Origin of the sequence: Streptomyces sp. NPDC049627 (assembly GCF_044465645.1) — a bacterium.
GTDB lineage: Bacteria > Actinomycetota > Actinomycetes > Streptomycetales > Streptomycetaceae > Streptomyces.
This window is the reverse complement of record NZ_JBITLW010000022.1, coordinates 1-25,492: the sequence shown is the minus strand read 5'-3', so window position 1 is coordinate 25,492 and position 25,492 is coordinate 1. Positions and strand designations below refer to the sequence as shown.

At 65.7% G+C, this 25,492-nt stretch carries 24 protein-coding genes and 1 tRNA gene; 7 read left to right on the top strand and 18 right to left on the bottom strand.

Annotated elements, in window-relative coordinates:
• Window positions 1–155: 155 nt before the first annotated feature.
• Window positions 156–2,336, bottom strand: a complete 2,181-nt coding sequence (locus ACIBU0_RS41605; protein ID WP_398829378.1) for a GTPase — start codon at window positions 2,334–2,336, stop codon at window positions 156–158.
• A 3-nt stretch (window positions 2,337–2,339) separates the two neighbouring features.
• Window positions 2,340–3,947, bottom strand: a complete 1,608-nt coding sequence (locus ACIBU0_RS41600; protein WP_398829375.1) for a dynamin family protein — start codon at window positions 3,945–3,947, stop codon at window positions 2,340–2,342.
• A gap of 322 nt (window positions 3,948–4,269) precedes the next feature.
• Here ACIBU0_RS41600 and ACIBU0_RS41595 point away from each other — a divergent pair.
• Window positions 4,270–4,342: transfer RNA gene (locus tag ACIBU0_RS41595), tRNA-Arg, on the top strand.
• Window positions 4,343–4,523: 181 nt separating this feature from the next.
• Here ACIBU0_RS41595 and ACIBU0_RS41590 read toward each other — a convergent pair.
• The 11 genes from ACIBU0_RS41590 to ACIBU0_RS41540 form a co-directional block, all read right to left on the bottom strand.
• Window positions 4,524–5,918, bottom strand: a complete 1,395-nt coding sequence (locus ACIBU0_RS41590; protein WP_398829373.1) for a tyrosine-type recombinase/integrase — start codon at window positions 5,916–5,918, stop codon at window positions 4,524–4,526.
• Window positions 5,918–6,115 (bottom strand): helix-turn-helix transcriptional regulator, encoded by a 198-nt coding sequence (locus ACIBU0_RS41585; protein WP_398829371.1) that lies wholly within the window; start codon window positions 6,113–6,115, stop codon window positions 5,918–5,920. Before ACIBU0_RS41585 ends, ACIBU0_RS41590 begins: the two co-directional genes overlap by 1 nt.
• Window positions 6,112–7,479 (bottom strand): replication initiator protein RepSA, encoded by a 1,368-nt coding sequence (gene repSA, locus ACIBU0_RS41580; protein WP_398829599.1) that lies wholly within the window; start codon window positions 7,477–7,479, stop codon window positions 6,112–6,114. The genes ACIBU0_RS41585 and repSA overlap by 4 nt, the downstream gene beginning before the upstream one ends.
• Window positions 7,480–7,605: 126 nt before the next feature.
• Entirely contained in the window at window positions 7,606–7,923 is a 318-nt protein-coding gene (locus ACIBU0_RS41575; protein WP_398829369.1) for a SpdD-like protein, read from the bottom strand.
• A 24-nt stretch (window positions 7,924–7,947) separates the two neighbouring features.
• Window positions 7,948–8,103, bottom strand: a complete 156-nt coding sequence (locus ACIBU0_RS41570) for a hypothetical protein (RefSeq protein WP_346180215.1) — start codon at window positions 8,101–8,103, stop codon at window positions 7,948–7,950.
• 12 nt (window positions 8,104–8,115) lie between these two features.
• Window positions 8,116–8,307 carry a mobile element transfer protein gene (locus ACIBU0_RS41565; RefSeq protein WP_398829367.1) on the bottom strand — a complete coding sequence of 64 codons (192 nt, stop codon included), beginning with the start codon at window positions 8,305–8,307 and terminating at the stop codon, window positions 8,116–8,118.
• Between the two features lie 63 nt (window positions 8,308–8,370).
• Window positions 8,371–9,075 carry a DUF2637 domain-containing protein gene (locus tag ACIBU0_RS41560; RefSeq protein ID WP_398829365.1) on the bottom strand — a complete coding sequence of 235 codons (705 nt, stop codon included), beginning with the start codon at window positions 9,073–9,075 and terminating at the stop codon, window positions 8,371–8,373.
• On the bottom strand, window positions 9,075–9,278 hold the full coding sequence (locus ACIBU0_RS41555; RefSeq protein WP_398829363.1) for a hypothetical protein: 204 nt from the start codon (window positions 9,276–9,278) through the stop codon (window positions 9,075–9,077). The genes ACIBU0_RS41560 and ACIBU0_RS41555 overlap by 1 nt, the downstream gene beginning before the upstream one ends.
• Before the next feature lie 82 nt (window positions 9,279–9,360).
• Window positions 9,361–10,716 carry an FtsK/SpoIIIE domain-containing protein gene (locus ACIBU0_RS41550; RefSeq protein ID WP_398829361.1) on the bottom strand — a complete coding sequence of 452 codons (1,356 nt, stop codon included), beginning with the start codon at window positions 10,714–10,716 and terminating at the stop codon, window positions 9,361–9,363.
• A 2-nt stretch (window positions 10,717–10,718) separates the two neighbouring features.
• Window positions 10,719–11,075, bottom strand: a complete 357-nt coding sequence (locus ACIBU0_RS41545; RefSeq protein ID WP_398829359.1) for a hypothetical protein — start codon at window positions 11,073–11,075, stop codon at window positions 10,719–10,721.
• A 138-nt stretch (window positions 11,076–11,213) separates the two neighbouring features.
• Entirely contained in the window at window positions 11,214–11,993 is a 780-nt protein-coding gene (locus ACIBU0_RS41540) for a GntR family transcriptional regulator (RefSeq protein ID WP_398829356.1), read from the bottom strand.
• Between the two features lie 18 nt (window positions 11,994–12,011).
• On the opposite strand from ACIBU0_RS41540, the gene ACIBU0_RS41535 reads away from it, so the two are divergent.
• On the top strand, window positions 12,012–12,476 hold the full coding sequence (locus ACIBU0_RS41535) for an NUDIX hydrolase (RefSeq protein ID WP_398829353.1): 465 nt from the start codon (window positions 12,012–12,014) through the stop codon (window positions 12,474–12,476).
• Window positions 12,477–12,834: 358 nt separating this feature from the next.
• Here ACIBU0_RS41535 and ACIBU0_RS41530 read toward each other — a convergent pair whose 3' ends face one another.
• Window positions 12,835–14,208, bottom strand: a complete 1,374-nt coding sequence (locus tag ACIBU0_RS41530; protein ID WP_398829351.1) for a hypothetical protein — start codon at window positions 14,206–14,208, stop codon at window positions 12,835–12,837.
• A 3-nt stretch (window positions 14,209–14,211) separates the two neighbouring features.
• Complete coding sequence (locus ACIBU0_RS41525; protein WP_398829348.1) at window positions 14,212–16,017, bottom strand: hypothetical protein; 1,806 nt, start codon at window positions 16,015–16,017, stop codon at window positions 14,212–14,214.
• 567 nt (window positions 16,018–16,584) lie between these two features.
• Between ACIBU0_RS41525 and ACIBU0_RS41520 the strand changes: the two genes are divergently transcribed.
• The 4 genes from ACIBU0_RS41520 (at window position 16,585) to ACIBU0_RS41505 (ending at window position 20,772) form a co-directional block, all read left to right on the top strand.
• Window positions 16,585–16,932: a hypothetical protein gene (locus ACIBU0_RS41520; protein WP_398829345.1), complete on the top strand. Its 348-nt coding sequence runs from the start codon at window positions 16,585–16,587 to the stop codon at window positions 16,930–16,932.
• A gap of 384 nt (window positions 16,933–17,316) precedes the next feature.
• Complete coding sequence (locus tag ACIBU0_RS41515) at window positions 17,317–17,790, top strand: hypothetical protein (protein ID WP_398829343.1); 474 nt, start codon at window positions 17,317–17,319, stop codon at window positions 17,788–17,790.
• A 186-nt stretch (window positions 17,791–17,976) separates the two neighbouring features.
• Complete coding sequence (locus ACIBU0_RS41510; protein WP_398829341.1) at window positions 17,977–18,852, top strand: winged helix-turn-helix domain-containing protein; 876 nt, start codon at window positions 17,977–17,979, stop codon at window positions 18,850–18,852.
• A 1,164-nt stretch (window positions 18,853–20,016) separates the two neighbouring features.
• On the top strand, window positions 20,017–20,772 hold the full coding sequence (locus tag ACIBU0_RS41505; protein ID WP_398829339.1) for a hypothetical protein: 756 nt from the start codon (window positions 20,017–20,019) through the stop codon (window positions 20,770–20,772).
• A gap of 684 nt (window positions 20,773–21,456) precedes the next feature.
• Here ACIBU0_RS41505 and ACIBU0_RS41500 read toward each other — a convergent pair.
• On the bottom strand, window positions 21,457–21,648 hold the full coding sequence (locus ACIBU0_RS41500) for a hypothetical protein (RefSeq protein WP_328426744.1): 192 nt from the start codon (window positions 21,646–21,648) through the stop codon (window positions 21,457–21,459).
• A gap of 420 nt (window positions 21,649–22,068) precedes the next feature.
• On the opposite strand from ACIBU0_RS41500, the gene ACIBU0_RS41495 reads away from it, so the two are divergent.
• Window positions 22,069–22,959, top strand: coding sequence for a hypothetical protein (locus tag ACIBU0_RS41495; RefSeq protein WP_398829336.1), 891 nt, complete (start codon window positions 22,069–22,071; stop codon window positions 22,957–22,959).
• A 962-nt stretch (window positions 22,960–23,921) separates the two neighbouring features.
• Here the strand turns inward: ACIBU0_RS41495 and ACIBU0_RS41490 are convergent.
• On the bottom strand, window positions 23,922–24,476 hold the full coding sequence (locus ACIBU0_RS41490; protein ID WP_398829333.1) for a hypothetical protein: 555 nt from the start codon (window positions 24,474–24,476) through the stop codon (window positions 23,922–23,924).
• Window positions 24,473–24,883, bottom strand: a complete 411-nt coding sequence (locus ACIBU0_RS41485; protein WP_398829330.1) for a hypothetical protein — start codon at window positions 24,881–24,883, stop codon at window positions 24,473–24,475. Before ACIBU0_RS41485 ends, ACIBU0_RS41490 begins: the two co-directional genes overlap by 4 nt.
• Between the last annotated feature and the right edge of the window lie 609 nt (window positions 24,884–25,492).

Here is a 25,492-nt window from a genome sequence, read left to right as displayed (position 1 = left end):
CCCCGCTTGTGGATATCTCCGCCACCCGGACGAGTGAGTGACCCACGGCCGCGGCCCCAGGACGCCCCCGCCCTCCCAGAGGGTCCTGCCCTTGCGGGAGCCCCCCTCACGGCAGGGGAGCCCCTGCCGTCAAAGGCCGCCTCCCAGGCCGAGGTTCACCTCGTCGCGCCCCCAACCCCCATCACACGCCCGTACTGCTCCCGAACCTCCCGATAGCGCAGCAACTCGGCCGCCACCGGATCCAGCACCCGGGCCCGCCCGCAGCCGGCCGCCGCCTCCCGCAACCGCCGCTCCGCCTCCAGGCCGTACCGCCGTGCCGGTCCGCGTGCCGCGATCCGGCAGCCCCACTCGACGAGCGGCCCCCCGATGATGCCCGCCACCATCAGCAGCACCGGCACACCCAGGTTCGGCGCCATCACCCCGATGATCTGCCCCACCAGCCACAGCCCGCCGACGACTTGAAGGATCGTCATGGACGCCTGCACCAGCACGGCCGCCGGCCACCAGCCCGGCCGCGGCGGCCGCCCCGGCGGCAGTCCGGCCCGCGCGGCCAGCTCGTCCAGCGCCTCGGGCAACCCCTGAGCCCCCCGTACGGCCGCTTCGCGCACCGCCTGCGCCCAGGGGGCGGGCAGCCCGGCCGACGCCTGTTCGGCGACCGTCCGCACCGCCTGCTCGACGCGCTGGCGGGCCGTGGCCTCCTCGTCCGTCTGGGCGCGCAGGGACAGGCGTCCCGTCGGGGGCTCGCCCCGGTCCTGGTACCAGCGCCACAGCCGCAGCCACGGCGTCCCGCACGCGCGGTTGGCGTTACGCAGCCAGGCCCGTTCGGCGGCCTCGCCGGCGGCCGTGGCGCCGATCGCGTCCGCGAGCCGGGCGGAGAACTCGTCCCGCGCCTGCTCGCTGAGCCCGGTCCGCCGACGCGCGGCGTACAGGGGCCGCAGCCGCCATCCGGCAGCCTCGACATCGGCCGCGACCCGGCGCGCCGCGGCCCCGCGTTCCGCCACGAACTGGCCGAGCGCCTCGCGCAGATCGCCGACCCCCTCCCCGGTGAGCGCGGACAGCGCCAGCACCGTCGCGCCCGGTTCGCCGTGCTCGCCCAGCGCGATGCCGTCCTCGTCGAGCAGCCGGCGCAGGTCGTCGAGGACCTGGTCGGTGGCCTCGCCGGGCAGCCGGTCGATCTGGTTGAGGACGACGAACATGATCTCGGCGTGTCCCGCCATGGGCCGCAGATAGCGCTCGTGCAGGACGGCGTCGGCGTACTTCTCCGGGTCGACGACCCAGATGACCGCGTCGACCAGCGCCAGAACGCGGTCGACCTGCTCGCGGTGGGCCACGGCCGCCGAGTCGTGGTCGGGCAGGTCGACCAGGACGAGCCCGTGCAGCTGCCCGTCCGCCGCCGCGCTCTGCGCCGGGCGCCGCCGCAGCCGCGGCGGGATGCCGAGCCGGTCGATGAGCCCGACCGCACCGTCGCTCCAGCTGCACACCAGGGGCGAGGCGGTCGTCGGGCGCCGTACGCCCGTCTCCGAGATGGTCACCCCGGCGAGCGCGTTGAACAGCTGCGACTTGCCGCTGCCCGTGGCGCCCGCGATGGCGACGACGGTGTGCTGTCCGGAGAGCCTGCGCCTCGACGCCGCCTCGTCGAGCACCCGTCCGGCCTCGGCGAGCGTCTTGCTGTCGAGCCGGGTGCGCGAGAGCCCGACAAGTTCGCGCAACGCGTCGAGCCGGGACCGAAGCGGGCCGTCGTAGGCGAGCGGCATCACGACCTGCCGGCCGGAGGTCCGGCTCTCCACGACGACGGGCTGCTCAGCGGCGGCGGTCTCGTTCGCCCGCCGGGCGATCAGCCCGTCGTCCCAGGGGGTCCCGGATTCGGTGCCGGACGCGGGATCCGTGCCGGACGGGGAGGCCGTACGGGAAGAGGACTCCGCGCGGGAAGAGGACTCCGCGCGGGAGGGGGCCTTTGTGCGGGAGGGGGCCTTTGTGCGGGAGGGGGGCTCCGTACGACGGGAAGGGGCCCCGCCGGAGCGTGGGGTGCTCCCGCGCGCGGGAGCACCCGCGCCCCCGTCCTCCACGCGCGCGTGGCCCTCGCTCGGCTGCTCCTCGTCCGCGGCGGATGTCCCGCCCTTCCCGGGCTCTCCGCCGTCGGCCATAGCAGAACCCTCATCCCCGCTGGGCTTCTCCTCCGCCAGGTCGCCCTTCACGGGCAGGCCGTTGTCGGAAGCGGCTTCGGCAGAGGTGTTGTCGTCACGTTCGTCGTCGTCCTTGGTGGCGCTGTCCTTCGGGAGAGGGACGTGTTCCGTCTGGTCCTGTTCCGTTTGGTTCTGGTCAGTGACGGCGGTCACCGGTCACCTCTCCTTCTGCAGTACGGACAGCGCGGCGATGAGTTCGGCCTGGGGGTCCGGATGGACCTCCAGGGCGTCGAGGGGCGCGAGCCGGCGCTCGCGTTCGTTGTGCATGACCCGGTCCAGGTGCTCGGCGAGCAGCCGCCCGGCCCGGTCGCGCAGCCGCAGCGCCCCGTGCGCCCCGATCCGCTCGGCGAGCCCCTCCCCCGCGGACCGCGCCCGGCGGGCGCCGAGCAGCGCGGTGGCCACCAGGGCGGCGACGACCTCGGGATCCTGGACGACGCCGCGGTCGACGTCGTTCACCTCGTCCTCGGCGTACTCCTCCAACTCCCGCCGCCAACGCCGTACGGCCATGCCGATGCGGTGTTCGACGCTCTCCGGCCCGGCGTCACGGGGCATCAGCTCGGGCGCCTCGGCGGCAGGTTCGCGCCGCCAGGCGTCGTCGACGCGCTCGTCGGCGGCGGTGACGGCGCACAGCAGGAGGGTGCTCAGGCTCTCCACCAGCGAGTCGAGGAGTTCCCCGGCGGAGCAGTCGAGCGGAAAGGCGCGCCAGCGCTTCAGGGCGGCGCCGGCGAGGACGGCCCCGGACTGCAACCGGCTCCGCACGCGCGCGTACTCGCTGTCGTACGCCGAGTCGACGGCGGCGGTGAGCCGCAGTGCGGCGGCGTACTGGGAGGAGGCCGCGGCGGCGAGTTCGGGCAGGCGGGCCTTGAGGGAGTCGAGGAGGCCGTTGGCCGTACGGGCCATGGCGTGCTCGCGTGCCGCCGGGTCCTGCGCCTGATGGACGAGCCAGGTGCGCAACTGCGCGACCGCCGTGGCCGGAAGCAGCCCGCCACCCCATGCCGACTCGGGCAGCTCGGGCACGGTGAAGCGGGGTACGTCGCCGAGGCCGGCCTTGGTGAGGAGCGCCCCGTACTGCCGCGACACTTCGGAGACGACCTGGTGGGGAACCCTGTCCAGAACGGTCACGAGAGTGGCGTCGTACTCCTTGGCGGTACGCAGCAGGTGCCAGGGGACGGCGTCGGCGTACCGGGCGGCCGTCGTGACCATGACCCAGATGTCGGCCGCGCAGATCAGTTCGGCGGCCAGGGCGCGGTTGTCGGCGAGCAGGGAGTCGATGTCGGGCGCGTCGAGGAGGGCGAGGCCGGGTGGCAGGGTGTCGGCGGTCTCCAGCCGCAGCACGCGCGCGGGGTCCTCGCCGGGCAGCATCAGTTCCTCGGCCGGATCGTGCTCGGGCACCCACACGCGTGTGAGGTCGGGCAGGACGCGCATCGCGCTGAACCAGTGATGGTCCTCCGGATGGCAGACCAGTACCGGGGTGCGCGTCGTCGGCCGCAGTACGCCCGCCTCGGTCACGCGTCTGCCCACGAGGGAGTTGACGAGCGTCGACTTCCCGGCCCCGGTGGATCCGCCCACCACGGCCAGCAGGGGCGCTTCGGGCTCTCTCAGGCGGGGCACCAAATAGTCGTCGAGCTGCGCGAGCAGTTCGTCGCGGTTGGCACGCGCGCGTGGGGCCCCGGCCAGGGGCAGCGGGAAGCGTGCGGCGGCGACACAGTCGCGCAGGGCGGAGAGTGCGTCGAGCAGCTGAGGCCGTACGTCCAAGGTCACCACATGCGAAGAATGCCCAATTTTAGGGGAATTCTGAAGCATATGAGCATGTCTGCGCGCCGACGGGACACAAGGGACGGAAGGGGCGACTGGGACACCGGCACAGTCCAGGCATAACGAGTGCACAACACCCGGGGCGCGAGAGGCCAAAAGCGGTGCACGATTCGTACCTGCCTGCGATTATCAGGACCGCTTCACCGAACCTCCACATCGAGCCACGGAGGCGAAGCAACAGGGACACGGATGCGGGAGCCCTATCCTTGTCCCCGGCAACGTCACGGATTCAGCCCACACCCGGGCACCACGACCGAGGCCACCACAACCGGCCCCCGTAGCTCAGTGGATAGAGCAGGCGCCTTCTAAGCGCTTGGCCGCAGGTTCGAGTCCTGCCGGGGGCGCCCTCTCTCCGCCCTCCTTCGGGAGGGCGTTTTTGCTGGTCAGGGCGCATACCAGCTGTCACGGCGAAGCCCCGGACGCCCTCTTTATGATCAAGGGCAGACTCCGGGGCTGTCCGGCTGTCACCGGGTTTTCGCGGGTGGCTGTGTCGAATACGTGTCGAGGTTCTGGGCGGCCGAGGGGTCAGCCAGCAGACGACCGCTCGGGGAGATCTCCGGCAGCTTCGAGCCGCCTCTTCAGGTCGGGCAGCTGACCTTCGACGCATCGGGCGTAGGTCGCCAGGAGCACGGCAACGCTGTTCCCAGCCCACTCGGCCACCTGGGCAGGCGGGATGCCGTCGTTGAGCCACTTCGTCAGGCGCGTGTTGCGGTTGTCGTAGACGCGCCGTCCGGTGGGCGACTCGAAGACGTGCGGGGGCAGTACGGCCTTACGCGCGCTGCGCCACGCCCTACGGATGACGGAGCCGGCGAGGACGCCGCCCGATTCGCCTTGGAACAGCAGGTCACCTGGCTTGAGTTCTTCGTCCTCGATGTGCTGCCGAAGGATGCGTGTCAGGGCGGGGTGCCCTGGGACGGTGCGTGTCTCGCCCTCCGCACGGCCCTTCAGGTCGCGTTGCTCATGGATCTCCCCCGTGTCGGTCCACTGCTTCCCGACCTCGGGGGTCGCGGTGTGGAGCAGCAGCTCGCACCATTGGTCCTCGGCGTCGGGCCCGGGCAGGGACACGTCCTCCACCCGCATGGCTACGGCTTCCTCGGGCCGGGGGCCGCAGTAGTACAGCGTGGCGAAGAAGGCGTGAAGTCGCTCACCGCCGCGTGGTCGGCGCCGTATCCAATCGAGGATGGCAGCCGCCTGCTCGGGGTTCAGCAGGGACCGTTTGTCCACAGCGCTGGTGGTCTTCGTGGCAGCCGTCGAGTCCTTTCCCTTGGGCAGAGGGTTGGCCCGCAGGATGCGTCGCCGGATCGCGTACTTCATGGCGACGTTGAGGATCCGGCGGTTGCGCTTCCGCGACCAGGCCGCCGCCTGCTTGCCGTCGAGCCGGGTGTCGATGGCGCGCAGGACTTGGTCGACCTTCTCCGGGTCCTCCCAGGCTGAGACGGGAAGGGAGTTCCGCTCCACCCATCGGAGGATGCCCGCCACGTCTCGGGGTGCGTTGGGACGACGGTTTGTGTTAAACGCCCACTCACGAAGAGCGGTGCGCACGGCCGCAGGTGCGAAATGGGTGGGCTTAGCTCGCAGCAAGGCGATGGTGGTCGCGGTCAGGGTCTTGGCGATGTTCTTGCGGCTGTTGCCGCCGAGTTGAGGCCAACGGGCGTCCACGTACTCGACGGCGAACTTGTACCAGCTCATGGCAGCCGACTTGGAACGGTGGGACACCGGAAGCCCGGTGGCCACGACGAATGCCTCGCCCTTGCCCGTGGCCCGGATGAGTTCGGAGCGGAAGCCCTCTGCGAGTGCGACGGTGTCGAAGGGCTCGCGCCAGCGCTTCCCCGCGACCACCCAACGCACGGTGTACGTGTTCTTCCGGGCTCCCTTGTACGCGAGGATCTTGTAGACCTTCACGTCGTACGTCGTCTCCATCAGGCGGCGTCCTCGCGGTCGTCGAGCCAGTGATCGAGGTCGCTCCGCCGGACCCTTAGGTCACCGTTCGGGAGCTTGATGCAGCGCGGCGCACGGCGCTTGGCTCGCCAGTCGTAGAAGGTCGAGCGCGAGACGGCCAGTTCGTCGCAGACCTCCGCGAGGGTGAGCATGGTGCGTGACCGGATGGCCGTGGTCATTCCGTACCCCCCTCGGTCAGGAGGGCCTCGCGGGCGGTCTCGCGGTTGGTCTGGAGGTCGCGGGCGATGGTCGCGGCAAGGGCGGCTTCGCCCGGTGTGTGGCCGTGTCCGGCGTACTGCCAGTCCGTCAGCACGAGGACGGTGTCCGGCTCGCGGTCGTCGAGGCCGAGGAGGGATGCCTCTTGTGCGGCGCGGAAGTCGGCGCGTTCCTGGCGGAGGGCGCCGAGAGTGGTGGAGTACGTGCGCGACTTGGACGAGAAGTGCCCGCGGAAGCCGAGCATGTGGGCCCAGGCCCAGAGGCGCCGATCCGGATAGAGGCTGTCCAGGTCGCGGCACGCGGTGATGAGGCGCCGGGTGTGGTCGGGTACTTGGTGCCGGTCGAGTTCGGCGAGTTCACCGATACGGCGGTCCAAAGTGCCGGTGTTCTCGGCGGCCTTGGTGGCGTACTTGGCGACGTACGAGGCGACGGCCTGTTCGGTGATGTCGGAGCCGTCACCGAAGGCCTTCACCGGCCGGACGTCGAGTTGGGTGCCCCAGCGGAAGGTACGGGTGGGCTGGTCCTCGACGGGCGGCACCGACACCGAGGTGTAGGAGTGCGCAGCGGCGGCGCGTAGAGCGTCCGTGAGGAAGTCGACCGTGGCCCAGGTGGGCGGTGGTGTCCCGGGCCCCTCTGGGCCGTCGAGGCGTACGACGGCGTGGAAGTGCAGGGCGCCGCGCTTTTGGAACTCGGCGACCTTGCCGTACGAGACGCGAAGGTGTTCGGCGAGTTCGCGGCGAGGCAGACCCGCGCAGGCTGCGAGTTCGCGGCGGAGTCGGGTGGTGAAGCGCTGCCAGAGCTGTCCGGCGTGGTTGTTGAACAGCACGGCACCCGCGTAGTCGTAACCGTCCGGGTCGAGGGCAGTGCCAAGCTCCGGGGCGTTGGACGCGTGTGGGGTGCCGCAGCGGCAGGTGCCGTGATCGGGCCGGTTGTGGACCGGGCCGAACGACGGAGCCGTGAGGGTGGCGAAGACGCGCGGGTGGTCGCGGACGGTGGCAGGAATGTCGCGTCGGTCGTCTCCGGCGAGGCCTGCGCGGATGAGGTGGTAGGTGTCGCCTGCGTAGGTCCAGGCGCAGGACGGGCAGCGGGAGGCGCGGCGGTTTCCGCAGGCGAGGCGGAGGCGTCCGCCCGGCTCGTTCGCGGTGGAGTAGTGGTGCAGGGTCTCGCCGGTGGTCTTGTCCTTCTGGAGGACCCAGCCGGTGAGGTGGACGGGGTCGGAGCAGCCGCCGGTGCGGCGGATCTGGTCTTCCCATCGGGTGTAGTCGGACGCCGAGGCCACCCGGAGCACGTCCCCGAGGGTGATCGGGTCGAGCAATGTGTCCGGCAAGGGCGCACTCGGTGTCGCGGGTGAGGCGCGGTGGGCCATGCTGGGGGTTCCTTCCGGTTGCGAGATCGGACAGGGACGGCGCCCGGGCGGCGGATGCTTGGCGGTATCGAGGCCGCCCGGGGCCGGTCAGCGTCGCTTGGCTTCAGAGGCGAGCAGGGAGCGCAGGACGACCGCGCATACGGCGACCGAGGCGCCGGTGATGGCGACCGCCAAGAGCAGCGAGACCAGGACGGCGCCGAGGACCAGGACGAGGGCCGTGCCGCCGCTGACGAGGGCGAGCGCGGTGCCGGGGGTGAGCTGGACCGTGGGCCGGGACGGTGTCGGAGTCATCGGGGCGGCCGGCGGGGTCTGTACGTTCGGGCTGACGGTGGTCGGCTCGACGACGGCGGGCGGCGTGGCGAGGCCCGTCGGCGTGGGCATGGTGGGGATCTTCGGTCGGAACATCGGTGGTCTCCTGTCCCAGGTGGGCTACTTGACGAGCGAGTTGATGGCCGGGGCGAGGACGCTGTCCGCGAGGAGGAAGCCGCCGAGCAGGAGTACGGCGATGAGCCAGGCGGGCGGACGGATGAGTTTGACGCCGAGGTAGCCGACGACGATCAGCGCGAGCCAGAGCGGGACCTGCATGGCGGTGGCCTCCTAGCGGATGCGGCAGCGGTGGGTGCGGGCGGCGAGCTGGGCGGCGGCCTGACTGGAGTAGTCGGAGGACCAGCCGCAGTTGTCGGAGGTGCACACGGCGGCGTGCTTGGTCTGGCCGTGGCGGTCACGGTGGGTGCCGATCTGCACCGGACCGATGCGCATCACGGAGTGGAAGTGGTCGCGGGCGGGCATGTCAGTCGATCCCCTCTCGGGCGGTGGTTGGGGTGGAAAAACCGGCGCGGATACCGGCAGCCGTCAGGCGAGGTGAGCGGCGATGGCGTCGGCGAGGTGCGGCGGGACGCCGAGGCGGGAGCGCAGAGTGTCGGGGTCAATCGGGGCGCCGGTACGGGCGTAGTGCTCGTCGGCGACTTTGCGGGCGTGGTCGAGCAGGACGGCGGGGACCTGGGGTGCGGTGGCCGGAGCGGGATCCGGCGCCGAAGCGGCGTGGTCCGTTGCGAGGGCGGGGACGACGTCAGGCTCGGGCATGGCTTCCGTGGCCGGCAGGCGTAGGGCGTCCGGTGCTGGTTGCTCGGCTGAGGGCTCGGCGTCCGATGTGTCCGCGACGGGTGCCGACGGAAGTGACTGCGACTCCGCAGCCGCCGAGTGGGCAAGGAGTGTTCCGCCGAGGAAGGCGACCGCGGGCCACCCGGCGACGCCGAGACGGAGTAGGGCGGGCGGGTCGGTCAGGTCGAGGAACCCGGCGGTGGCCACGTTGGCACCGAGCGAAGCGAACAGTGCGACGAGGAACCAGCACCAGGCCAGCCGGGACGGCCCCTCGCTGCGCAGGCGCCGCCACGCGGCGACCAGGAGCAGGTCGACACTGACCGGGTAGGCCCATGCCTTCCAGCCGTCCTGTCCGGCAGCAGCGGCCAGGTCGTGCAGGTGGGCGAAGGACAGAGCACCGGCGATCACGGCCTGAACCAGGACCGCGTCGACACGGAGACCGAGACGGGCGCCCATCAACAGTCACCCGCGGGGGCGGGACCACCGTCGGGGTCGTAGCCGTCCGGGAACACGCCGGGCGGCGGCTCGGGCAGCGAGGCGGCGAGGGACGGGCTGACGGCTTCCACGAAGTCGAGGTCGGCACCGGCCATGTCCGCGTACAGGGCGAGTTGGCCGAGCAGGAGCACGGTTCGGGCGAAGTCCTCGCAGTCGGGGCACATGGCGGTTCTCCCTTCTTTGGGCATGGCGGGGGTAGGGACTTGGCGCGAAGGCGGTCACGCCGACCGTCGGGAATCCGAGAGATCAGGCGGTGGCCGGGGAAGGCTTGGCAGGCTGCAAGGGGGTGTCGGCCAGGGCGGAGAGGGCGGGCCGGTACGGAGCCAGCTCGGGCAGGTCCGGAGTCCGGTCGGCGTGCCGATTGCAGATGTTCACGGCTTGCCGGAGCGAGGTGTGCGGGGCCCGGATGCGGTGCCACCCTCCGGAGGAGTCACCCGCGATGGCGAGCCCCCGCGTCTCCGCCGGGATCTGGATGGCGGCGAGGACGGCGTCCGGGGCGATGTCGCCGAAGGCCATGTTGGCGGAGGGCTCATCGTTGACGCGGTGGGCGGTACGGCCGGTGAGCTGGGCGCGGAGCATGGTGATGCCCTTGCCGAGTTCGGAACCGAAGCGTTGCCCACAGATTTCGAGATAGATGCCGGCCGCACGGCCGAGCTGGGCGAGGCGGACCAGGGAGGTGATGATGCGGTCCCGGCGCTTCTCCTCCTCCTTGTTGGCGTACAGGGCGAGTTCGGCGACCTCATCGACCAGGACCACGACCGGGACCGGGCGCAGATCGGCCGTCAGGTCCCAGATGTCGGCGGCGATCTCCGCATCCGGCACGTCGGCGGCGATCCGCTGCTGAGCCCGAATGAGCTGGTAGTTGCGCTCCATCCGGACCACTAGCGCGTCGAGCACTTCAGCGGCGGTGTCGGGATCGTCGGCCAGCGCGGAGAACCGGCGGGCCAGCGGGAACAGCTCAACCCCCTGCTTGCAGTCGATACCGACGAGGGCGACGTCCATCGGGGCGAGTCCGGCGACCAGGTTGCGCTGGTAGACGGACTTGCCGGACTCCGTGGCGCCGAGGGTGAGGGCGTGGGGTATCGCCCGGTAGTCGCGGTAGTGCACTGAGCCGTCCTGCCGCAGAGCGACCGGGACACGCATCGGCCGGATCTCGGTCTCACCCGGCATCTGCACCCGCTTGAGCACGTCGTAGCCGGTCATCCGCACCTCGACGACACCAGAGCGCAGTTCACGCGAGGTCACGCCGTACATCGAGAACGAATGCCGAAGCCGATCCGAAGCGGCGGCGATGTCGAAGGCGTCCTGCCCGGGACGGAGCTTGAGCCGCAGAACCAGGCCGGTACGAGTCGGCCGCAACCGCAGGATGCGTGGTGAACGAGACTCCGGTAACGGCCGGTTGATGGCACGTGCCAGGGCGAGCCGCCACCGCGTCGGCGGAACGGTCAGCCCACACGCGTCCATGACTGAGCCGTACCGGACCAGCACCCGAACCACGGCCAGCGTGACCCCGAAGGTCAACCAGTACCAGGCGGGGCACCGCCACCGCAGGAGACCCACGGCAGCGGCGACCAGCACCAGGGTGACCGTGAAGGCGGTCATGATCAGGCCGCCTTGGACCCTGCGACGACGTCGGCGAGCGAAGTGACCGCGACCGCGCGGAACGCGATGCCGTGCCGCTTCTGACCGTTGAAGTCGTTCTCCCAGGGCCGAGCGATCAGACCGGTGAGCGCGACCGGCGTGCCCATGGACAGCTCGCCGGTGATCCCGGGCTCCGGGACGGTGACGGAAAGGATCTCCACCTCCTCGTTGGCCGCGAACATCACGTCGACCGTCATCAGCTTCGCCCCGGTTTCCATGTCGGTCGCGACCTCACCGGTCCGACGGTCACGGACCTTGACCTGCGGGGACTTGGCGACCATCACGACCGCACCGGCGGTGTCGACAGGGATCTGACGCACAGAGATCACTCCTCTATAGATGCTGAACTCCGCCACTCATGTACATGAGTGACATGAAGAAGAGTGCATCACACCTGTACATGAGTCAACCCGCCGCTTAGAAGAACTCGCGACGGGCTGCGGGAAGTTGAGCGGGCGTCAGTCGGCGGCAGGGATCCGATACTCGAAAACGAACTGGTCAGCGGCCATCAGCGTGTCGCACACCTCGACCACGAGACCCTCGGTCGTACGGGCCTCCCGGATCAGGTGAACCACCGGCGCACCAGGACTCAGCGCCAGCTCCGAGGCTTCCGCCTTGGAGGCCGGCCGCGCTTGCAGCGTCTCGACGAACTCCGCGAACTCATGCCCGTGCTCTTCGAGTCGGGCGTAGATGCCACCGCCGCCGGGGTTCTCAGCGAACAGCTCCGGGATCTCCTTCACGACCCCCCAAGGGAGGTAGGAGGTGGCGGTCTCGACCGGGGTGCCGTTTCGGAAGTAGAGGCGGCGACGGGCCAGCACCTGCGAGCCGACGGGGACACCCAGGCGTTCGGCGGCATCCTCGGGCGCCTCCATGGGCCCGATGTAGAGAACGCTGACCTTGGCGGTGGCGCCGGACTGTGCGGACTCCGCGAGGTACGCCGCCTGTCCCCCTTGCCGGAGCGAGCGCCGGAAGCGATCGGAGGAGCGGTGCCGCACAGGAGGCCGGTCCTTCACGATCGAGCCCTTGCCGTGCCGGGTCTCCACCAGCCCACTCGCCCGTACCTCGACCATGGCCTTACGAATCGTCCCGCCGGACACGCCGTAGCGGTCCACCAGCTCGGACTCACTCGGCACCATGTCACCAGGCTTGAGAACCCCCGCCCGGATCTGCTGCACGATCTCGTCCGCGATCTGCACGTACCGAGGCCCGGAACCGACCCCTCCAGCCGCAGTTCCCATAGTCCTTCCCTGCCTCCTATGCTCCTCTACATGAGTCAACCACAGGAAGCGACGCCGTCTCCCCTGCACTCCGTGTCCGTGGCCGGAGTAGTGGTGCGCGAGGACGGGCGCCTCCTGGCGATCCGCCGAGCCGACAACGGCACCTGGGAACTCCCCGGCGGAATCCTCGAACTCGACGAGACCCCCGAGGCCGGCGTGGCCCGCGAGGTCCTGGAGGAAACGGGCGTCCACGTCGAGGTAGACGAACTGACCGGCGTCTACAAGAACTTGACCCGCGGCATCGTGGCCCTGGTCTTCCGCTGCAAGCCTTCCGGCGGCACCGAGCGCATCTCAAGCGAGTCCACGGCCGTCTCCTGGCTCACGCCCGACGAGGTCAGCGAGCGCATGTCCGAGGTCTTCGCGATCAGGCTCTTGGACGCCTTGGACGGCAACGGCCCGCACGTACGCAGCCACGACGGGAAGCGCCTCATCCCAGCGGGATAAGACTTTCTCTCCTTCATCAAGGCGGCTCGCTCCGCTCACCGCGCGCGGCCCAGCCCCCGGCCGGGCCTGCGCTCCTGTCTCCGCCCCGCTCCAGCCCGGCCGGCGCCCGTGCCGCGCTCAAAGCATGCAGCCACCTGATGCCAGAGAAGGGGGTACATCGTGGCTGGGGGCGGTCGGCGGAGCGATTTTAGCCAGCCACTTTGGCGCGAGCCTCGAAGATCATGGCCCCAACGTCGTGCTTTACCGGGCAGGTCCACAGACTGCCCGACGCGCCGGAAGCTTACGGGGCCATGATCACTCGCGCCAAAGCAGCTCCCGGCCAAAATCACACCGCCGACCTGGATGATCCAAATAGGGTTCAATCGACGACTTCAGCAAGCGAATTTATAGCATAGACAAGAATCCGCGCCACGATAGCTACGCCTTGATTTACTTCGTGATTTCTTGGCTGCTCAGGAGACCTTCCATGGACCACATCATTTCTGATCTTACGCAGCGTCGAGAGGAGATCAATGTCATGCTGACTTACCGGCGCCCCATCGATCGCAACCCTTCGACGGAATTTAACAAATAGTGGCGGATTATTCAGGTCACCAAGCAGCATTTCTAGCCGTTCGTTCTTTCCGGCTTCACCGAATCTCGGAATGGCTCGCTTGATGGCTTTCCTTTCCGACTTCGTGAACAACGCTGGCACCGATGTTTTTCCCACGTAGAACTCAACCGCCTCCCAGAGGGCAGTGATGCGATCGACATTATCCTTCCCTCGTGCAGCCCTAGCGCATGCAAGGACCGCTTGTCGCAAATTTAGCGGAAGGCTTCGGGTCATACCTGGGAGAACAAAGGGACGATGCTTATCCGTGAGATCAAGATCTGTAAGTTTCGAAGGCTGTTCTGGCACCCGCAGCCACCTGCGGCGACTTCGCAGACCACGTACGAAAACCACATCACCGCGCCGCGGAGAAACTAGAACGCTCTCTCGGTTCCACTCTGCATTGGTACCATCCGGCAACGGCGCAATTGAATACCTCGACCTAACCGTAAGCCATGAGAGCGCAAGATCAATCTCTAGCAAGCCTTTTTCCTCGGCGGCGAGCATTAGACTGTCCGTAGCGAATGTCACAGCATATGTAGCGTGTCGCCGAAAACTTTCTACGAACTCCTCAGGCCCAGGTAGCCCATCGAGTTTCAGATCTTCTCTCGACAAGATAGAAACAGGGCCAACCTTTGCCGAGCCAGCCACGACGACGCCCTCGACCGGACTCAAAATCTCGAACGCTTCCATCGGGAGCGCTTCTAGGCCGCTGATCCGAATTTGATCATCACTCAGGCCGCCCCCGCGCATCAGCGTATAGAGCATTTCAATATGCGGCACTCCGGCTGTTGCCGTTTGCGATAGCTTACGCTCATTCAGCTCAGGAAGCGAAGTGCACAGCACCTCGATCTGCTGCCCTACAGGTTTTGCCTCCACGACAAATCCCGTAAAAACACGCCGGGAGCGACCGTCTTGAAATTGCTCAACGACTACTTGGCTAGTGAAGTCTATTCGGTGGATAACTGAAGATCTAGCGTTCAGTTTGACTCTGGCCTCTGTCAGGGTGTTCACCTTGGCTGTCACGTTGATTGATGTGACAGCAGAGCTAGCATCCACATCGCCGAAACGAGTGACCTCATATCGAGAAGCCGTCGCCAAGGGGAATGGATTCTCATAGGGCAATTCTTCATCGTCAGTCACTATTTACCCCCCCTCAGGCTGTGCACCCATCTGGCTCTGCGAACTCTCGAAAACTGCCCGAACGAGCCTGCCAATTTCCGCCGCCCAGAAGTTTGCCAGAACTACAATTTTCTCCAGTTGTGCGCTTTTGCCGCAGGCTAGGTCCTCGGCAGCCGTGAGCAAGAGGCGTGCTGGGTTCTCCAATTCAGCACCCCTGAGGCGAATAACGTGTTCGACCGCATCGTCAACACTCTGCGCCTGCGTCTCAGCCTGATTAACAAGCTGTCGCACGGAAATAGAGAAATAAACGATGGACGCCTCATAATGGCCTTGCCTCAGGCACTCTTGCCCTAGGGTGCCAAACAAAAGACCGTGACGTCCTGGTGATTCAATATGCGCATCCGCACTCTCAGAAGCTTGCGCGAGGGTAGCGAGATATTCTTTTCTCTGCGTTATGCGCAGTGCCGCTTCGGCTGATTTTCGAGTTTCATGAAAGGCTCCCGAATCCCACCATGTCCGCTCCTGGCCTGTAGCCAAATCGACAGAAGAGAGGGTGGGCTGTTGCAAGCCCTTCAGTGATTCAACTAGGTTGCGCACGGCATAGACTTCAGCTATGTCGGCGTCCGACAACGATTTTTGCAGGTTAGACGATTCCATTTCTGCTGCGAAATATTCCGCACTCACTGGGAACCGAGCAATCGTGGTCTCGTTGCCATCCAGCTGTCGCGTCTGTTTCTCAAGATGATTTTTGAGGGACGTGATGAATGAAAACCAACGAGTCAGGATCTCTCTATGTATGTCGCTTCTTTTGGAATCCAGAGCCTCAGACCAAGCGATCTCGGCCTCTGTCGTCAAGCTGCTGGCGTACACGAGTAGAGCACGCAGGTTTGAAGTCAGCGGCGCGTACTCATTTTCACCATCTGTTTGATCACCCTGGCCGGCGGCGCTGCCACTTGTAGCTGGCTTCGCCGGTGCCACACGCGGGTTTACTCTTCGCCCATTATCATTCCGAGTAAGTACTTCTGCGGCAGCATCTGCGGCTCGCAGCAATCCCTCCACATCGGGCTTCTCAACGGGGGAAACTTGAAGGTCTACCCCGGTTCCCAACTTAGTAAGATTTTCTTTGGGTATCAGCACGGGGAGGCCGTATAGCGTTTCCCCGTAGATTCCTTGGATAATGCGCGCCGCATCCTCGATACTTTTCCGATATGAGGTCAGAGTTAGAGCGGCCAGTCGTTCGAGTTGAGATAGGGAAACGCTGAAAATCTCGGCAACGATCCAATTGTCCGGAGCTGGAACTCCCGCAGTTTCGAGAGATCTTTTCTGCATATATGCGATGTGAGAGCCACTAGACGATGCAAGGTCGACGAGCGAGTCATCATGCGCGTCCACAATCTTCTTAAGCAGGTTCAGAATACTGTCCTCAGCCACAAGCTTGGCGGCCAGCTCGGAGATCTGTTGGCGACCTTCTTCATCCGCACCAAGGTGTTCACTGGTTCCGCTTAGGACCGCGTTAGGCCACGAAACGATTGCCTCCGCAGTCTCAATGGCTGTCCTGCTAAGGATAGCCCGCTCATTCTCGCTGAAGTGGCCGTTTGCTTTCACCTTGCTATCGATGGCGGCGTCGATTGCCTTAAGAAGATTGTTATACGCTAGATCGACCTTGTTCCATTCCCATTGGCTAGAAGCGAACGAGCGCAGCATGTTCATAGCTTGATCTATCTGCGTTTTCTCGCCTACTTGCAGGTCTCTAATATAGGCAAGCGAGTGGTGGTCCTGCTGCCCCGGGCTCTTGGAGACCATTCGCATCAAGCACCATTCAATCGACATGGTTTCCGTCCTCCCTAAGGCTGCCTCAGCTGCTGTCTGCCCTTGCTAGTTAGGTATAGCGTCTAACACACTGCTCCCTCGTGCACATGCTTTGCATGGGTTCGCCTGTCCTTGAAGACGAGGGCGACAACGAGGGGGTGGTCAACAGGAACCTGCCAAATTGGTCTCCTGTTCAGCGGGCTGACGCCCGCACGCGCCGCACCATCGGTGAGCCGGTCCAGACGATGAGGCTCCGCAGGGCGAAGGTACGGGCCGGGGAGGAGACTGTGGCACGCGCGCGCTAGGGGCAGGCTCCGGGGCTGACGGGGCAGGCAGGCCCAAGACTGACGCTGTACTAGGTCGTGCCAGATTCATGCCAGATCGAGCGGTGAACCACGGGGAACATCGGGGAGTGCCTGAGCAGTCGGCTGGACATAGACCGCTCTAACCACAGGTCCGTGTGGCGACAGCTTCTGAAGAACCTCAGCTTCCCAAGCTCAGGGCTCTGGGCCCAAAGCTGCCTGGCCCAGCCGTCATGAGCACCGCTGAAACTGCCACGCAGACCGCCCACGCGCGAGATGATGAGCCATGGTGACTCGCCGGCCATCAGCGGAACCCAGTCTGCTCGTTGCTGTCTGGTGGCTGTTCCTCGCGGCCCTGGGCTTCGTCATGTTCCTTGGCGGTATCTCGTTCGTCCTTGCCCTTTGGGACGGCGAGCCCCGCCCGGCGCCAACCGTCACGGTCACAGAGACACACTTCGAACAGCCTGATGTCTCTGACACCATCCCAGGCAGCGTCATCGAGGACGGTCTGGCGAGCCTGCCGACGCCAAGCGCCTGTATCGAAGCCGACGCCCGGAGCGTTATCCCGCGGGACCGCTGGACTCCTTGCGGTCAACTCCTCGGCTACTTCGACGACGCGACGCCAAGTCCATGACCTGGGTTACCGCGATGCCTGTCCGTCTCAGTTTCCGTCTCATTCAGCCCCGTTCACGGCCGTTCGGGCGAGACCCGGAGCCGTCCCAAGACCAGCGGGCAGCCTCGCATGAACGCAGGTGAACGCCCCGTACGCACCCCACCGCCCCGCCAACACAGTTGGAAAGCGTGCTGCTGCGTGTTGTCCAAGTCCGTATGCACTGACTCGAAGCGTCACGCATGCCAACTCACAAGTAATGACGGTCGTGGAACCATGCAGAAGTGGTTTGAAGGCGCCTGGTGTTGCCATGCTCGTCAGGTCACCCGTCCACTCGTGTCGGCAGAGAGCACGGCCACTTGGCTAGGCGCCCTATCGTGCGGCGCCCCAGGCTCGTAGCGTGGCTGCATGGGATGGCTGACGCTGATCAGTACCTTGAGTGGCGGAGTACTCGGCGTTGGCTCAACGCTGGTCGTCGAATCGGTACGCAATAGGCGAGATCAACGACTCCGACATGCAGAGCTACGTCGGACCGCGTACGTCCGGTACCTCACAGCGCTGACCGAGACTGAGACCGCGTTACAAACACTCGCATTGAGTCGCTCAACGCCGATCGCGAGTAGCGATGTGGTAGCTGCTTTCCGGTCGACTGGGGTGATAGCAGCCAGGTACGAGTTGTTTCTGGTGGCACCAGCTGTTGTCTACGATGCCGCCCGCGAGGCCTATGACCTCCTCAGAGCGATGCGAGTTGCCATCGCGACGACCACCGTCGTGGTAGGTGATGAGTCAGCTGAGTGGCAGGCGCTCCACACACCGTACGACATTTCCTTGCGCAAGCTCCGCGATGCAATGCGGAACTCACTGGGCCCCGCCTTTGACTAGATTTGACAGCAAGGTCGTGCCGGACCCGGGCCCGATCGTGCGGAGAACCACGGGGAACCGCAGAAAAACCCCCTCGCCAACCGCCAACACCACTCAGCCGCGGTCAGCCGTGCATGCAGGCCCAGATGCTCCTCTTGCCGCGCTCATGCCCTGTTTGTTCCGTGGCCCGGACGGTACGGTCTTCATGTGAACCACGAGTACGGCGACTATGGCAGCGCCGGCAGAGCGTTCGCACGTGTCGCCAATGTGCTGCGGGCGCGAATGACTGACGGTTCTTACCCACTCAACTCCATGCTTCCGGCGCAGCGTGACTTAGCCCACGAGTTGGGCGTTTCCCGGGACACCGTGCAGCGGGTGCTCAAGGAACTGGCCGCCGAGGGCTGGATCGTGCAGCGCCTGGGCAGTGGATCCCGCGTCGTCAGGACTCAGGAGATCCGTTCACCCGCGAGCAGCTATCGCCCCGACCACACCGTCACGCTGGGCACTCTCATCAGCCGAGCTTTCGACCAGCCTGAAGTGGTATTGGACGTCTTCACTTTGTCGTGCGAGTCGTTGGACGCGCACATACGGCTGCAGGCCGAGCGAATCCGTATTGGTGTGATCGCACCGGAGCGCATAGCCCTGCGCATACTGCTGCCCGATGCATCCCTCGACTTCCCGTACTGGCGGACCGGGGCGGCTGACCACGACCAGCTACTCAAGGAGCGGTTCGTGACGATCATGCGCCGACACACTGCATCACTGCGTAGCGTGCTCGCCGATCTGAAGGCCATGAAGCTCGTGCCCTCCGTGGACTTCAAGGTTCGTCAGGTCATGCTGGTTCCGGCGTTCAAGCTCTATCTGGTCAACGGGTTGGAAGCGCTCCAGGGTCCGTACAAGGTCTTCAAGCGGCCGATCGCCCTGGACGACGGTGAGGAAATCGAGGCAATTGATGTGTTCGGCCTTGGTGCGGGACTTACGCACCACGCCAAGGACGCCGATCCCTATTCCACTGAAACCGTGTTCGTGAACGAGTGGCAGGACTGGTTCGATTCTGCCTGGGAGTTTCTGGCTGTCACCTGATCAACCCATCCGTGCAGTTGGTTGCTGGGCACCGCACCACAAGCGCACCAGAACGAGCGGGGAACAGCGGGGAATCACGGGGAAAGCGGCCGTGCCCGACGAGGACGCGTCCCGGCCGTTCGCCCAGCTCAGCGCCCGAACCGGCCGCAATTGATCGCAGCTTCCCAAGCTGAGGGCGCGGGCCTCGATGCCGGCGCCCCGTTCTCAGCTGATCACCAGGCCCGTGATGCCGAAGACGAGTGTGAGGACGAAGCAGATCAGGCTCACTGCCGTTGCAAGGCGCGGGACCTCGTGTGTGCGACGGAAGTTGGACATGACGCCGTTAGACCAGAAGGAGCAAATCGCGACGATTACGGCTGGGACGAACAGCGGTGTTCCGTGACACACGTATGCGGCACCCACGGCCATCCCAATGAGAACGATCAGCACTTTCCCCCCAGCATCTGCGGCGGCTCCCCAACCCCGCCTGGTGGGCACAGAGTAGAGAAGTACTGGGCAGTAGTGACTGGCGTCTGGCAAACGCTCACGAGATCGAGTTCGTCCGGTCCGTCCGAGGTCGCTCAACAGTGCCCAACGATGACCAGCGACGACACTCGGCCGCTCATGAACACCGCTCTGAGTAGCGAAACGCAGGTCGCCAAGATCCCCGACAAGACCCAGGGCAAGAAGAGAGGCCGTTGTCTCCCCTTCAGACCCTGCGGAGCCGGGACACGAGCGCAACGGGCGTCCGGAAGGAAAGACAAGAGAGCTGGCTACACCCGGCAAAGATCCTGGAGTCAAGAGGTTAAAGATCCTTTTCTCTAGAGCCTGCCCCATCTGCGGAGACGGGTGTCGCACTTACCTCGCCTGTATCTCATAGTTGTGACTAGTCATCATGGATATCTGATGCCTGCTCAGGGGAGCAACTGGCTCGTGAGCCAGGGGCCGGTGACGACGCCTCAGACCGGGGACCCTGCGTGCATGCTGGGTCTATGCCACGGATCATTTTTCCACCGGCCGACGATCCCCTCCCGGATGGCGGCCTCCCAGTCACACAGCATCGCCGCGCTCCTGGGCTCCTCAAAGCGGCGCAAGAGAGAGGTGCCCATCCGCCGGTCCCTCGTGCAACGTGTCGTCCAGGGAGACAGTGGAGACGCCAAGGCTCCAAGTCCGCTGAGCGCACTCGTGCGCGCCCGCCGCGAGCGGGCGTTGGATCTGTACCTGCTCATGGCATCTGTAACCACCGCGGCCCCTTATGACGTGACCGAGCGGTCCGAGCTTTGGGCCCGCTGCTTGGGCCACCACGCCCCGGGTGCCTCAGCCAGTGTCATGGTTTCACGCCTCTGGTTGCAGCTTGAGCAACTCGGTTTGATCAAAAGGTCCCAGAACGGCAAGTTCACCAAGATTACAAAGCTCATGGAGGACGGCACGAGCACCTCCTACCGTCCGCCCATCGGCCGGGCCGATGGCCCCCTTGAGGACATCTACTTCCGACTGCCGTTTCAGTATTGGGTCGATGGATTGCACGAGAAGCTAACCCTGTCAGGTAAGGCGCTGCTGCTCATATGCATGAGCCGACGCGATCCGCAATTCTATATTCCCGAGGTGTTCGCGGACTGGTACGGGCTATCTCCGAAGACGATCCGCAAAGGGCGTGAGGAGCTGCTGACGGCAGGGGTTCTTACCACGGTTGGGTACGGCATATACATCGACACTTCTCTGCCCACCCTCACGACGACCGCCGACAAATATGCCTTCCAGGCCCCCTACAACCTGAACGTCAGCAAGCGCGCCACAGCGGCTGACTCCGCAGCTGATGAGACCAAGGCCGAAGAAGACGGGCCGGCAGCGTCCACTTCGGCCCCAGACGAGCCACTGCTTCCGACCGTGGAGTTCCTTGTCCGCAAGACGAAGCAGGCTGAACCCCACCGCCCCAGGTGAGGACAAATGGCACCGGTCGCCGCCCAAAAGGCGGCGGCCCCCTGTTCCCGCAGGGAGCCGCCAGATGAAACAACCAATCGCTCGACCTACAGGAGGAGCCATCAGTAACACCCTCAAGGCTACGGGCCAGCCCCGGAAGCCGTCGACTCTGCTTACCCGCGTGGGGTTCTGGCTGCGGAACGCCCGTGCTCAGTGGGCCTCGCCAGCCCGGCGCCGCAAGGTGCGCGCGCTGGGATGCACCGCTGGCCACGGACTCGTTCGAGGCATCGCTGCCGGACTCGGCACCACTGCGGTCTCTTGCATCGCGTGGTGGGTTCAGCGTTGATCCACTGCATGAGTGGCACGAAGCCTCAGCCATCCCGCAACGGGGCCGAGGTCTGCGGAGGCCAGCCCAACAGCAATGAGTGTCTAACTGCGTGACAACGCCGACGGACAGAGGCGGACAAGCCTGGACGCCTGCGGACCATCGGAGCGGGTGAGAGACGCCCCGGCCCAAGGCCAGGCCGTCACCCAAGTTGCTTCGGGACGAAGAAGTCACCGCGCAATGTCTTGTCCACCGCGGTTCCGCCATCGCAGGTTGCTGACGCCGGCCTGCCCACCATCAGCGCCGGAAAGCAGAAGGGCCCACCGACTTCATCGGCGGACCCTCGCGAAAGATCGCGGTTAATCACTTCTGGGGGAAGGTCACAGCGTCCAGGGGGCGAGGAGGTGGCAGTCCAGGATCTTGTGGGCTGTCTTCCGGCGGGATCGGCTGGGGTGGAACAGGGCGACGTGCACGATGACGACGTACACGGTGATCCAGATGTACAGGGCCGTGATCAGTGCCCAGGACAGGGGGCCGGTCGTCGGGAGGAGGTCGGTGAAGGTCATCAGCATGGGTTCTCCTGGTTCGTTGCCGGGCCGTGTAGTCCGGCGGTTCCCCAAGAGCACCACGTGCGGGGCACCTGGCCTTGGTGAAGGTGGGGGGTCTCTATATCTTCCGAAGCCACGTCCTCTTGTGGCGGGAGTGGGTAGATTCGCGCCATGTCTTCTACGGCTGGCCCGGTATCCGCTGATCAGCAGCTCATCGACCACGCGCGACGGCACGGCTACGGGGTGTCGACAAAGCAGCTCGCGTCCTGGCGGCGGGCGGGTCTATTGCCAAGGCACAGGGTGCGGGCATTGGGCCGGGGGCGCGGGAGTGCGTCGGTTCCGGCCGACGAAGCATTCGGCTTGGTCGTGGCGCTCGCCCGGTTGGCCCGGCGTGGTGCTCGACCGTTTCATTTGGTGCTGTCCTTGTTCGGCGAGGGACATCCGGTGCCGGAGCTCACGGTGCGGGAGGCCTTCGGGCAAGCCGTCCGGGGTCTTGGTACCGGTCTCGGTGACGAGGGTCCGATAGCCCGAGAAGACGAGGAGGAGTGGGCGGAGCGTGTCGCCGACGAGGTGGTCGCCTCCGGTCAGCGGGTCCGACTCGTTCCCGCTCGGGCCCGCCGGATCGATGAGGGAATCATCCGGTGCATGCGTAACCGGGGTGTGGTGTGGCCTCCGCCGGAGCTGGCTGAGCTGGACCTGAACCCAGACCCTCCGAATCTGTCCGACAGCGATGTTACGGCTGCGGTAGTGACCACGGTGCTGCGCGGGGGTGCCGCCATCACGCCGCAGGGAATCGGTGATGTGCTGCGGGCCATGCAGCCTACGGGGTGGTACAACCCATGGGCGTCCATGGCCGAATACACGGTCGTGGACGTCCCGGATCTTGCCGAGGAGGTGTTTTCCCCCGATGGCGGTATGAGCACCCTCCCCGACCGCCCTGTCCTCGACACCCTGCTGTGTCTGGCGGAGACAGCGACCCTGGATGATCTACGGGACGCTTGGGAGGCGAGCGGAGCGACCCGGGAATGGGCTATCGACCTGTGCGTACGAGTCGAGGCGGAGATTGAGGCCAACCTGCTGGATGACGCGGCCTACGAATGGATGATGGGCAGAACCCTTGGGATGGGAATGCTGCTGATGGCCGACGTGAGTAAGCGTCACTGGTCCCCGGCGGACCAAGCGTCGACTTCCGTGGGTCTGTTGATGATGCGGCAGGGGTTCCGCTATCTCGATGAGAAGGTGCCCGGCTGCGAGTGGGAGCTGCTCGAATCCCCCGCCATGATGCCACCCCCGCTACTGCCGTTCTTCCGAGCCAGTCTCGGCCGCTCCGGGTGAGGACATAGCCTCGCGCTTTCATGAAGCGGGCTGTCCGAGGGGCACTCTGGAAAGCGGAGAGTGACTTTGAACAGCGATTTTCGATGTCAAGAAGACGCTCTCCCAGACGACTACTACAGCGCGGCGTGCGTACAGGAACATGCCGCCTGACTGCTCGCCTGGTCAGCGGAACCAGCAGCGTGGCCGAGGCGAGTGGGAGCACAGCGAGGAACACACGCGCGAGGCCAGCAGGCGCCCCCGCCGTCGTGGCTGACTGCCATCAGCTGAGCTTCAGGCGAGGCATGTCGAGGGCGTGCCGTCGTCGAGCGTGCCGAAGCTGGGCCGTCCCTGGGCCGTCCGAGGCCGCTCGGCAGTGGCCAATGACGACCAACGACGACGACCAGGCGCACGTGCCCACCGCCTCTGATCAGCAACAACCCAGCTCACCAAGATCCCCGACAAGACCCAGGGCAAGAAGAAGTAGCTCGAATTGGTCAGGGCCATTGCCTACAGGCTGTCTGCAGATGGGAGAACTGGTGAGCCCCAGCTTCCTACACTTGCCGGCGGGGGCGTGACCACCTGTGCCAGCGGCCTGTGAATAGCCGTTCTACGAGCATCATCAGCGCCAAGCTCCCGGCCACAATGCCGCAGCCCTCGAAGAACAGGGTGCTAAATGGCGCTTTCCAAGAGGTCATAGCAACTATGAGGCCTCCGACAGCGAACGCAATAGTGCTCACGAGTTGGAGCAGAACGTAGAGCGACGCGAACGCACTGCGAAGGTTGCCGACGGGCGGATGCTGTGGCCGATCCCCGTGTACGTGCACTGTCAGATGCTGATCACGCCCAGCCTGGTAAATGCGCCCCTCGCCCTCGGCCTGGGCATGCATTTGCCACCGAGAGTGTTCTTCGTCGCGCCGACCTTGCGCGTTCATAGCTGGGTTCTCCTGATGCTGACGGACGGCAGAGCACTTGCGGGGTTCGGGTCATAAAGGACCCAGCTTGCGAGCCAGCTCTAGGCCGAACTCTCCGATGAAGTTGATGTTGAGCTCCGCCGGGTCACCCATGAGGTAGTAGACGAAGATGCCGATATTCATGGGCCAGTACAACCAGGAGAGCGTGTCGATCAGGTCCGACCTGTAGGACAACCGTTCGCGAAGGATCCTGAAGCCTGTGGCGCCAACGACAAGAGCGCCCAGCGAGTAGGGGACTGACCAGAACGACGGGGCGGACTCGGTGGCCCATACGGAGTGGATGCTGGAACCCGCAATCGCGAGTGGGAGCAGCGGGGCCAAAGCGAGGAGAGTGCTGAGCAGGTTTTCCCGGAACCCGCTGCCGGGGCTGCCTCCGGCGTCCGCGTAGGACCAGTCGTCGTCTACATCCTCGTCGTCATCGTCGTCCGTGTCGGCAGCCGAGCCATGAAAGTGATACTCCGTGATGTGCTGGTCACGGCCCGCTTGATAGACCCTCCCCTCGTCCTCGGCGCTGGCGTGCAGGTGCCAAGGTGGGTCGTCTTCATCGTCCCAGCCTCCTGTGTTCATCGCTCGCTGATGAACTGGTTCCCGCCTGCCTGATACACACGACCGTGATCGCGGGCCTCGGCGTTGAAGGTGACGTTCCTCCGGTGCGATCCGGCTTCCGCGAGCTTGGACAGCATGTCTTCGAACTCCGTCGCAGCGGCCCGGTCCTCCAGGAAGAGCGTGAGCATGCGCCCCTGCCAGGCGGACTGAAGCGCCTGACGGACGGGTTGGCTCTCCGTGTCCGGAGCGGCGAGCAGCGCTGAACGAGACGCTTCAAGGTCTCGCTCCAGCTCGGCAGCGGAGTCGGGGCGGAATCGGCGCCACAGAGTAACGACGCCCGATCGAAGTGTCTCCCAGCCGTCTGTTGCCATGGCCGATACGACGGCCGTACCGCCTGCGCTTGCCAAGGCGATGAGCGTCGGGTCCACGATCTCCCCTCCCCGTTTGGGTCCAGAGAACCGATGGTAGCCAGCAACTCCGGTATGACTCACAGGACTTCAAACCATCCGCGAGTCGTTGCTTACAACCACACAGCCTGAATGACGAGCAGCCACTGGGGCTCATCACCCTCCCGGCCAGCAACTTTTGGGATGAAGGCGCGTGCCAGACGCGTGCCAGATCCTGCGGGGAACACCGGGCACCAGCTCAGTGGCTGACCGGGCGCCGTATCCGCTTCACCACAGGTCAGCCCTGGAAGTCTCCTCTGGAAGACCTGAGCTTCCCAAGCTCATGGCCTTGCGGTGGTCAGACGGCGGTTGATGAGCGCAACGATTCCCGGTCGGCGGACCTGGGTATCGCTGAGGGGTGCCCCGGCGGGGCGAGCCGTTGTGTGAGTGCAGCTTTCGAAGGTTGCGTGATTACAGGTGTAGGTGGGGGACTCGTGGCGCGCCGCAAGACAGTGATGCAAGTGCTCGCCGAGGCGTACAAGGCGAAGCAGCAGGCTAACTGGCCCTAACAAAGCCTCTGGACGTGCCGATGGGTGATCAGGCAGACGGCGAGTCCAAGGAATGCCTCATGAATGTCGTCGCGTCGTTCCC

Bases quoted from the DNA above. Each gene is read 5' to 3' on its own strand.
- ACIBU0_RS41590 (WP_398829373.1), bottom strand. From the start codon at position 5,918: ATGGAGACGACGTACGACGTGAAGGTCTACAAGATCCTCGCGTACAAG.
- ACIBU0_RS41585 (WP_398829371.1), bottom strand. From the start codon at position 6,115: ATGACCACGGCCATCCGGTCACGCACCATGCTCACCCTCGCGGAGGTC.
- ACIBU0_RS41575 (WP_398829369.1), bottom strand. From the start codon at position 7,923: ATGTTCCGACCGAAGATCCCCACCATGCCCACGCCGACGGGCCTCGCC.
- ACIBU0_RS41570 (WP_346180215.1), bottom strand. From the start codon at position 8,103: ATGCAGGTCCCGCTCTGGCTCGCGCTGATCGTCGTCGGCTACCTCGGC.
- ACIBU0_RS41565 (WP_398829367.1), bottom strand. From the start codon at position 8,307: ATGCCCGCCCGCGACCACTTCCACTCCGTGATGCGCATCGGTCCGGTG.
- ACIBU0_RS41560 (WP_398829365.1), bottom strand. From the start codon at position 9,075: ATGGGCGCCCGTCTCGGTCTCCGTGTCGACGCGGTCCTGGTTCAGGCC.
- ACIBU0_RS41555 (WP_398829363.1), bottom strand. From the start codon at position 9,278: ATGTGCCCCGACTGCGAGGACTTCGCCCGAACCGTGCTCCTGCTCGGC.
- ACIBU0_RS41550 (WP_398829361.1), bottom strand. From the start codon at position 10,716: ATGACCGCCTTCACGGTCACCCTGGTGCTGGTCGCCGCTGCCGTGGGT.
- ACIBU0_RS41540 (WP_398829356.1), bottom strand. From the start codon at position 11,993: ATGGGAACTGCGGCTGGAGGGGTCGGTTCCGGGCCTCGGTACGTGCAG.
- ACIBU0_RS41535 (WP_398829353.1), top strand. From the start codon at position 12,012: ATGCTCCTCTACATGAGTCAACCACAGGAAGCGACGCCGTCTCCCCTG.
- ACIBU0_RS41525 (WP_398829348.1), bottom strand. From the start codon at position 16,017: ATGTCGATTGAATGGTGCTTGATGCGAATGGTCTCCAAGAGCCCGGGG.
- ACIBU0_RS41520 (WP_398829345.1), top strand. From the start codon at position 16,585: ATGGTGACTCGCCGGCCATCAGCGGAACCCAGTCTGCTCGTTGCTGTC.
- ACIBU0_RS41515 (WP_398829343.1), top strand. From the start codon at position 17,317: ATGGGATGGCTGACGCTGATCAGTACCTTGAGTGGCGGAGTACTCGGC.
- ACIBU0_RS41500 (WP_328426744.1), bottom strand. From the start codon at position 21,648: ATGCTGATGACCTTCACCGACCTCCTCCCGACGACCGGCCCCCTGTCC.
- ACIBU0_RS41490 (WP_398829333.1), bottom strand. From the start codon at position 24,476: ATGAACACAGGAGGCTGGGACGATGAAGACGACCCACCTTGGCACCTG.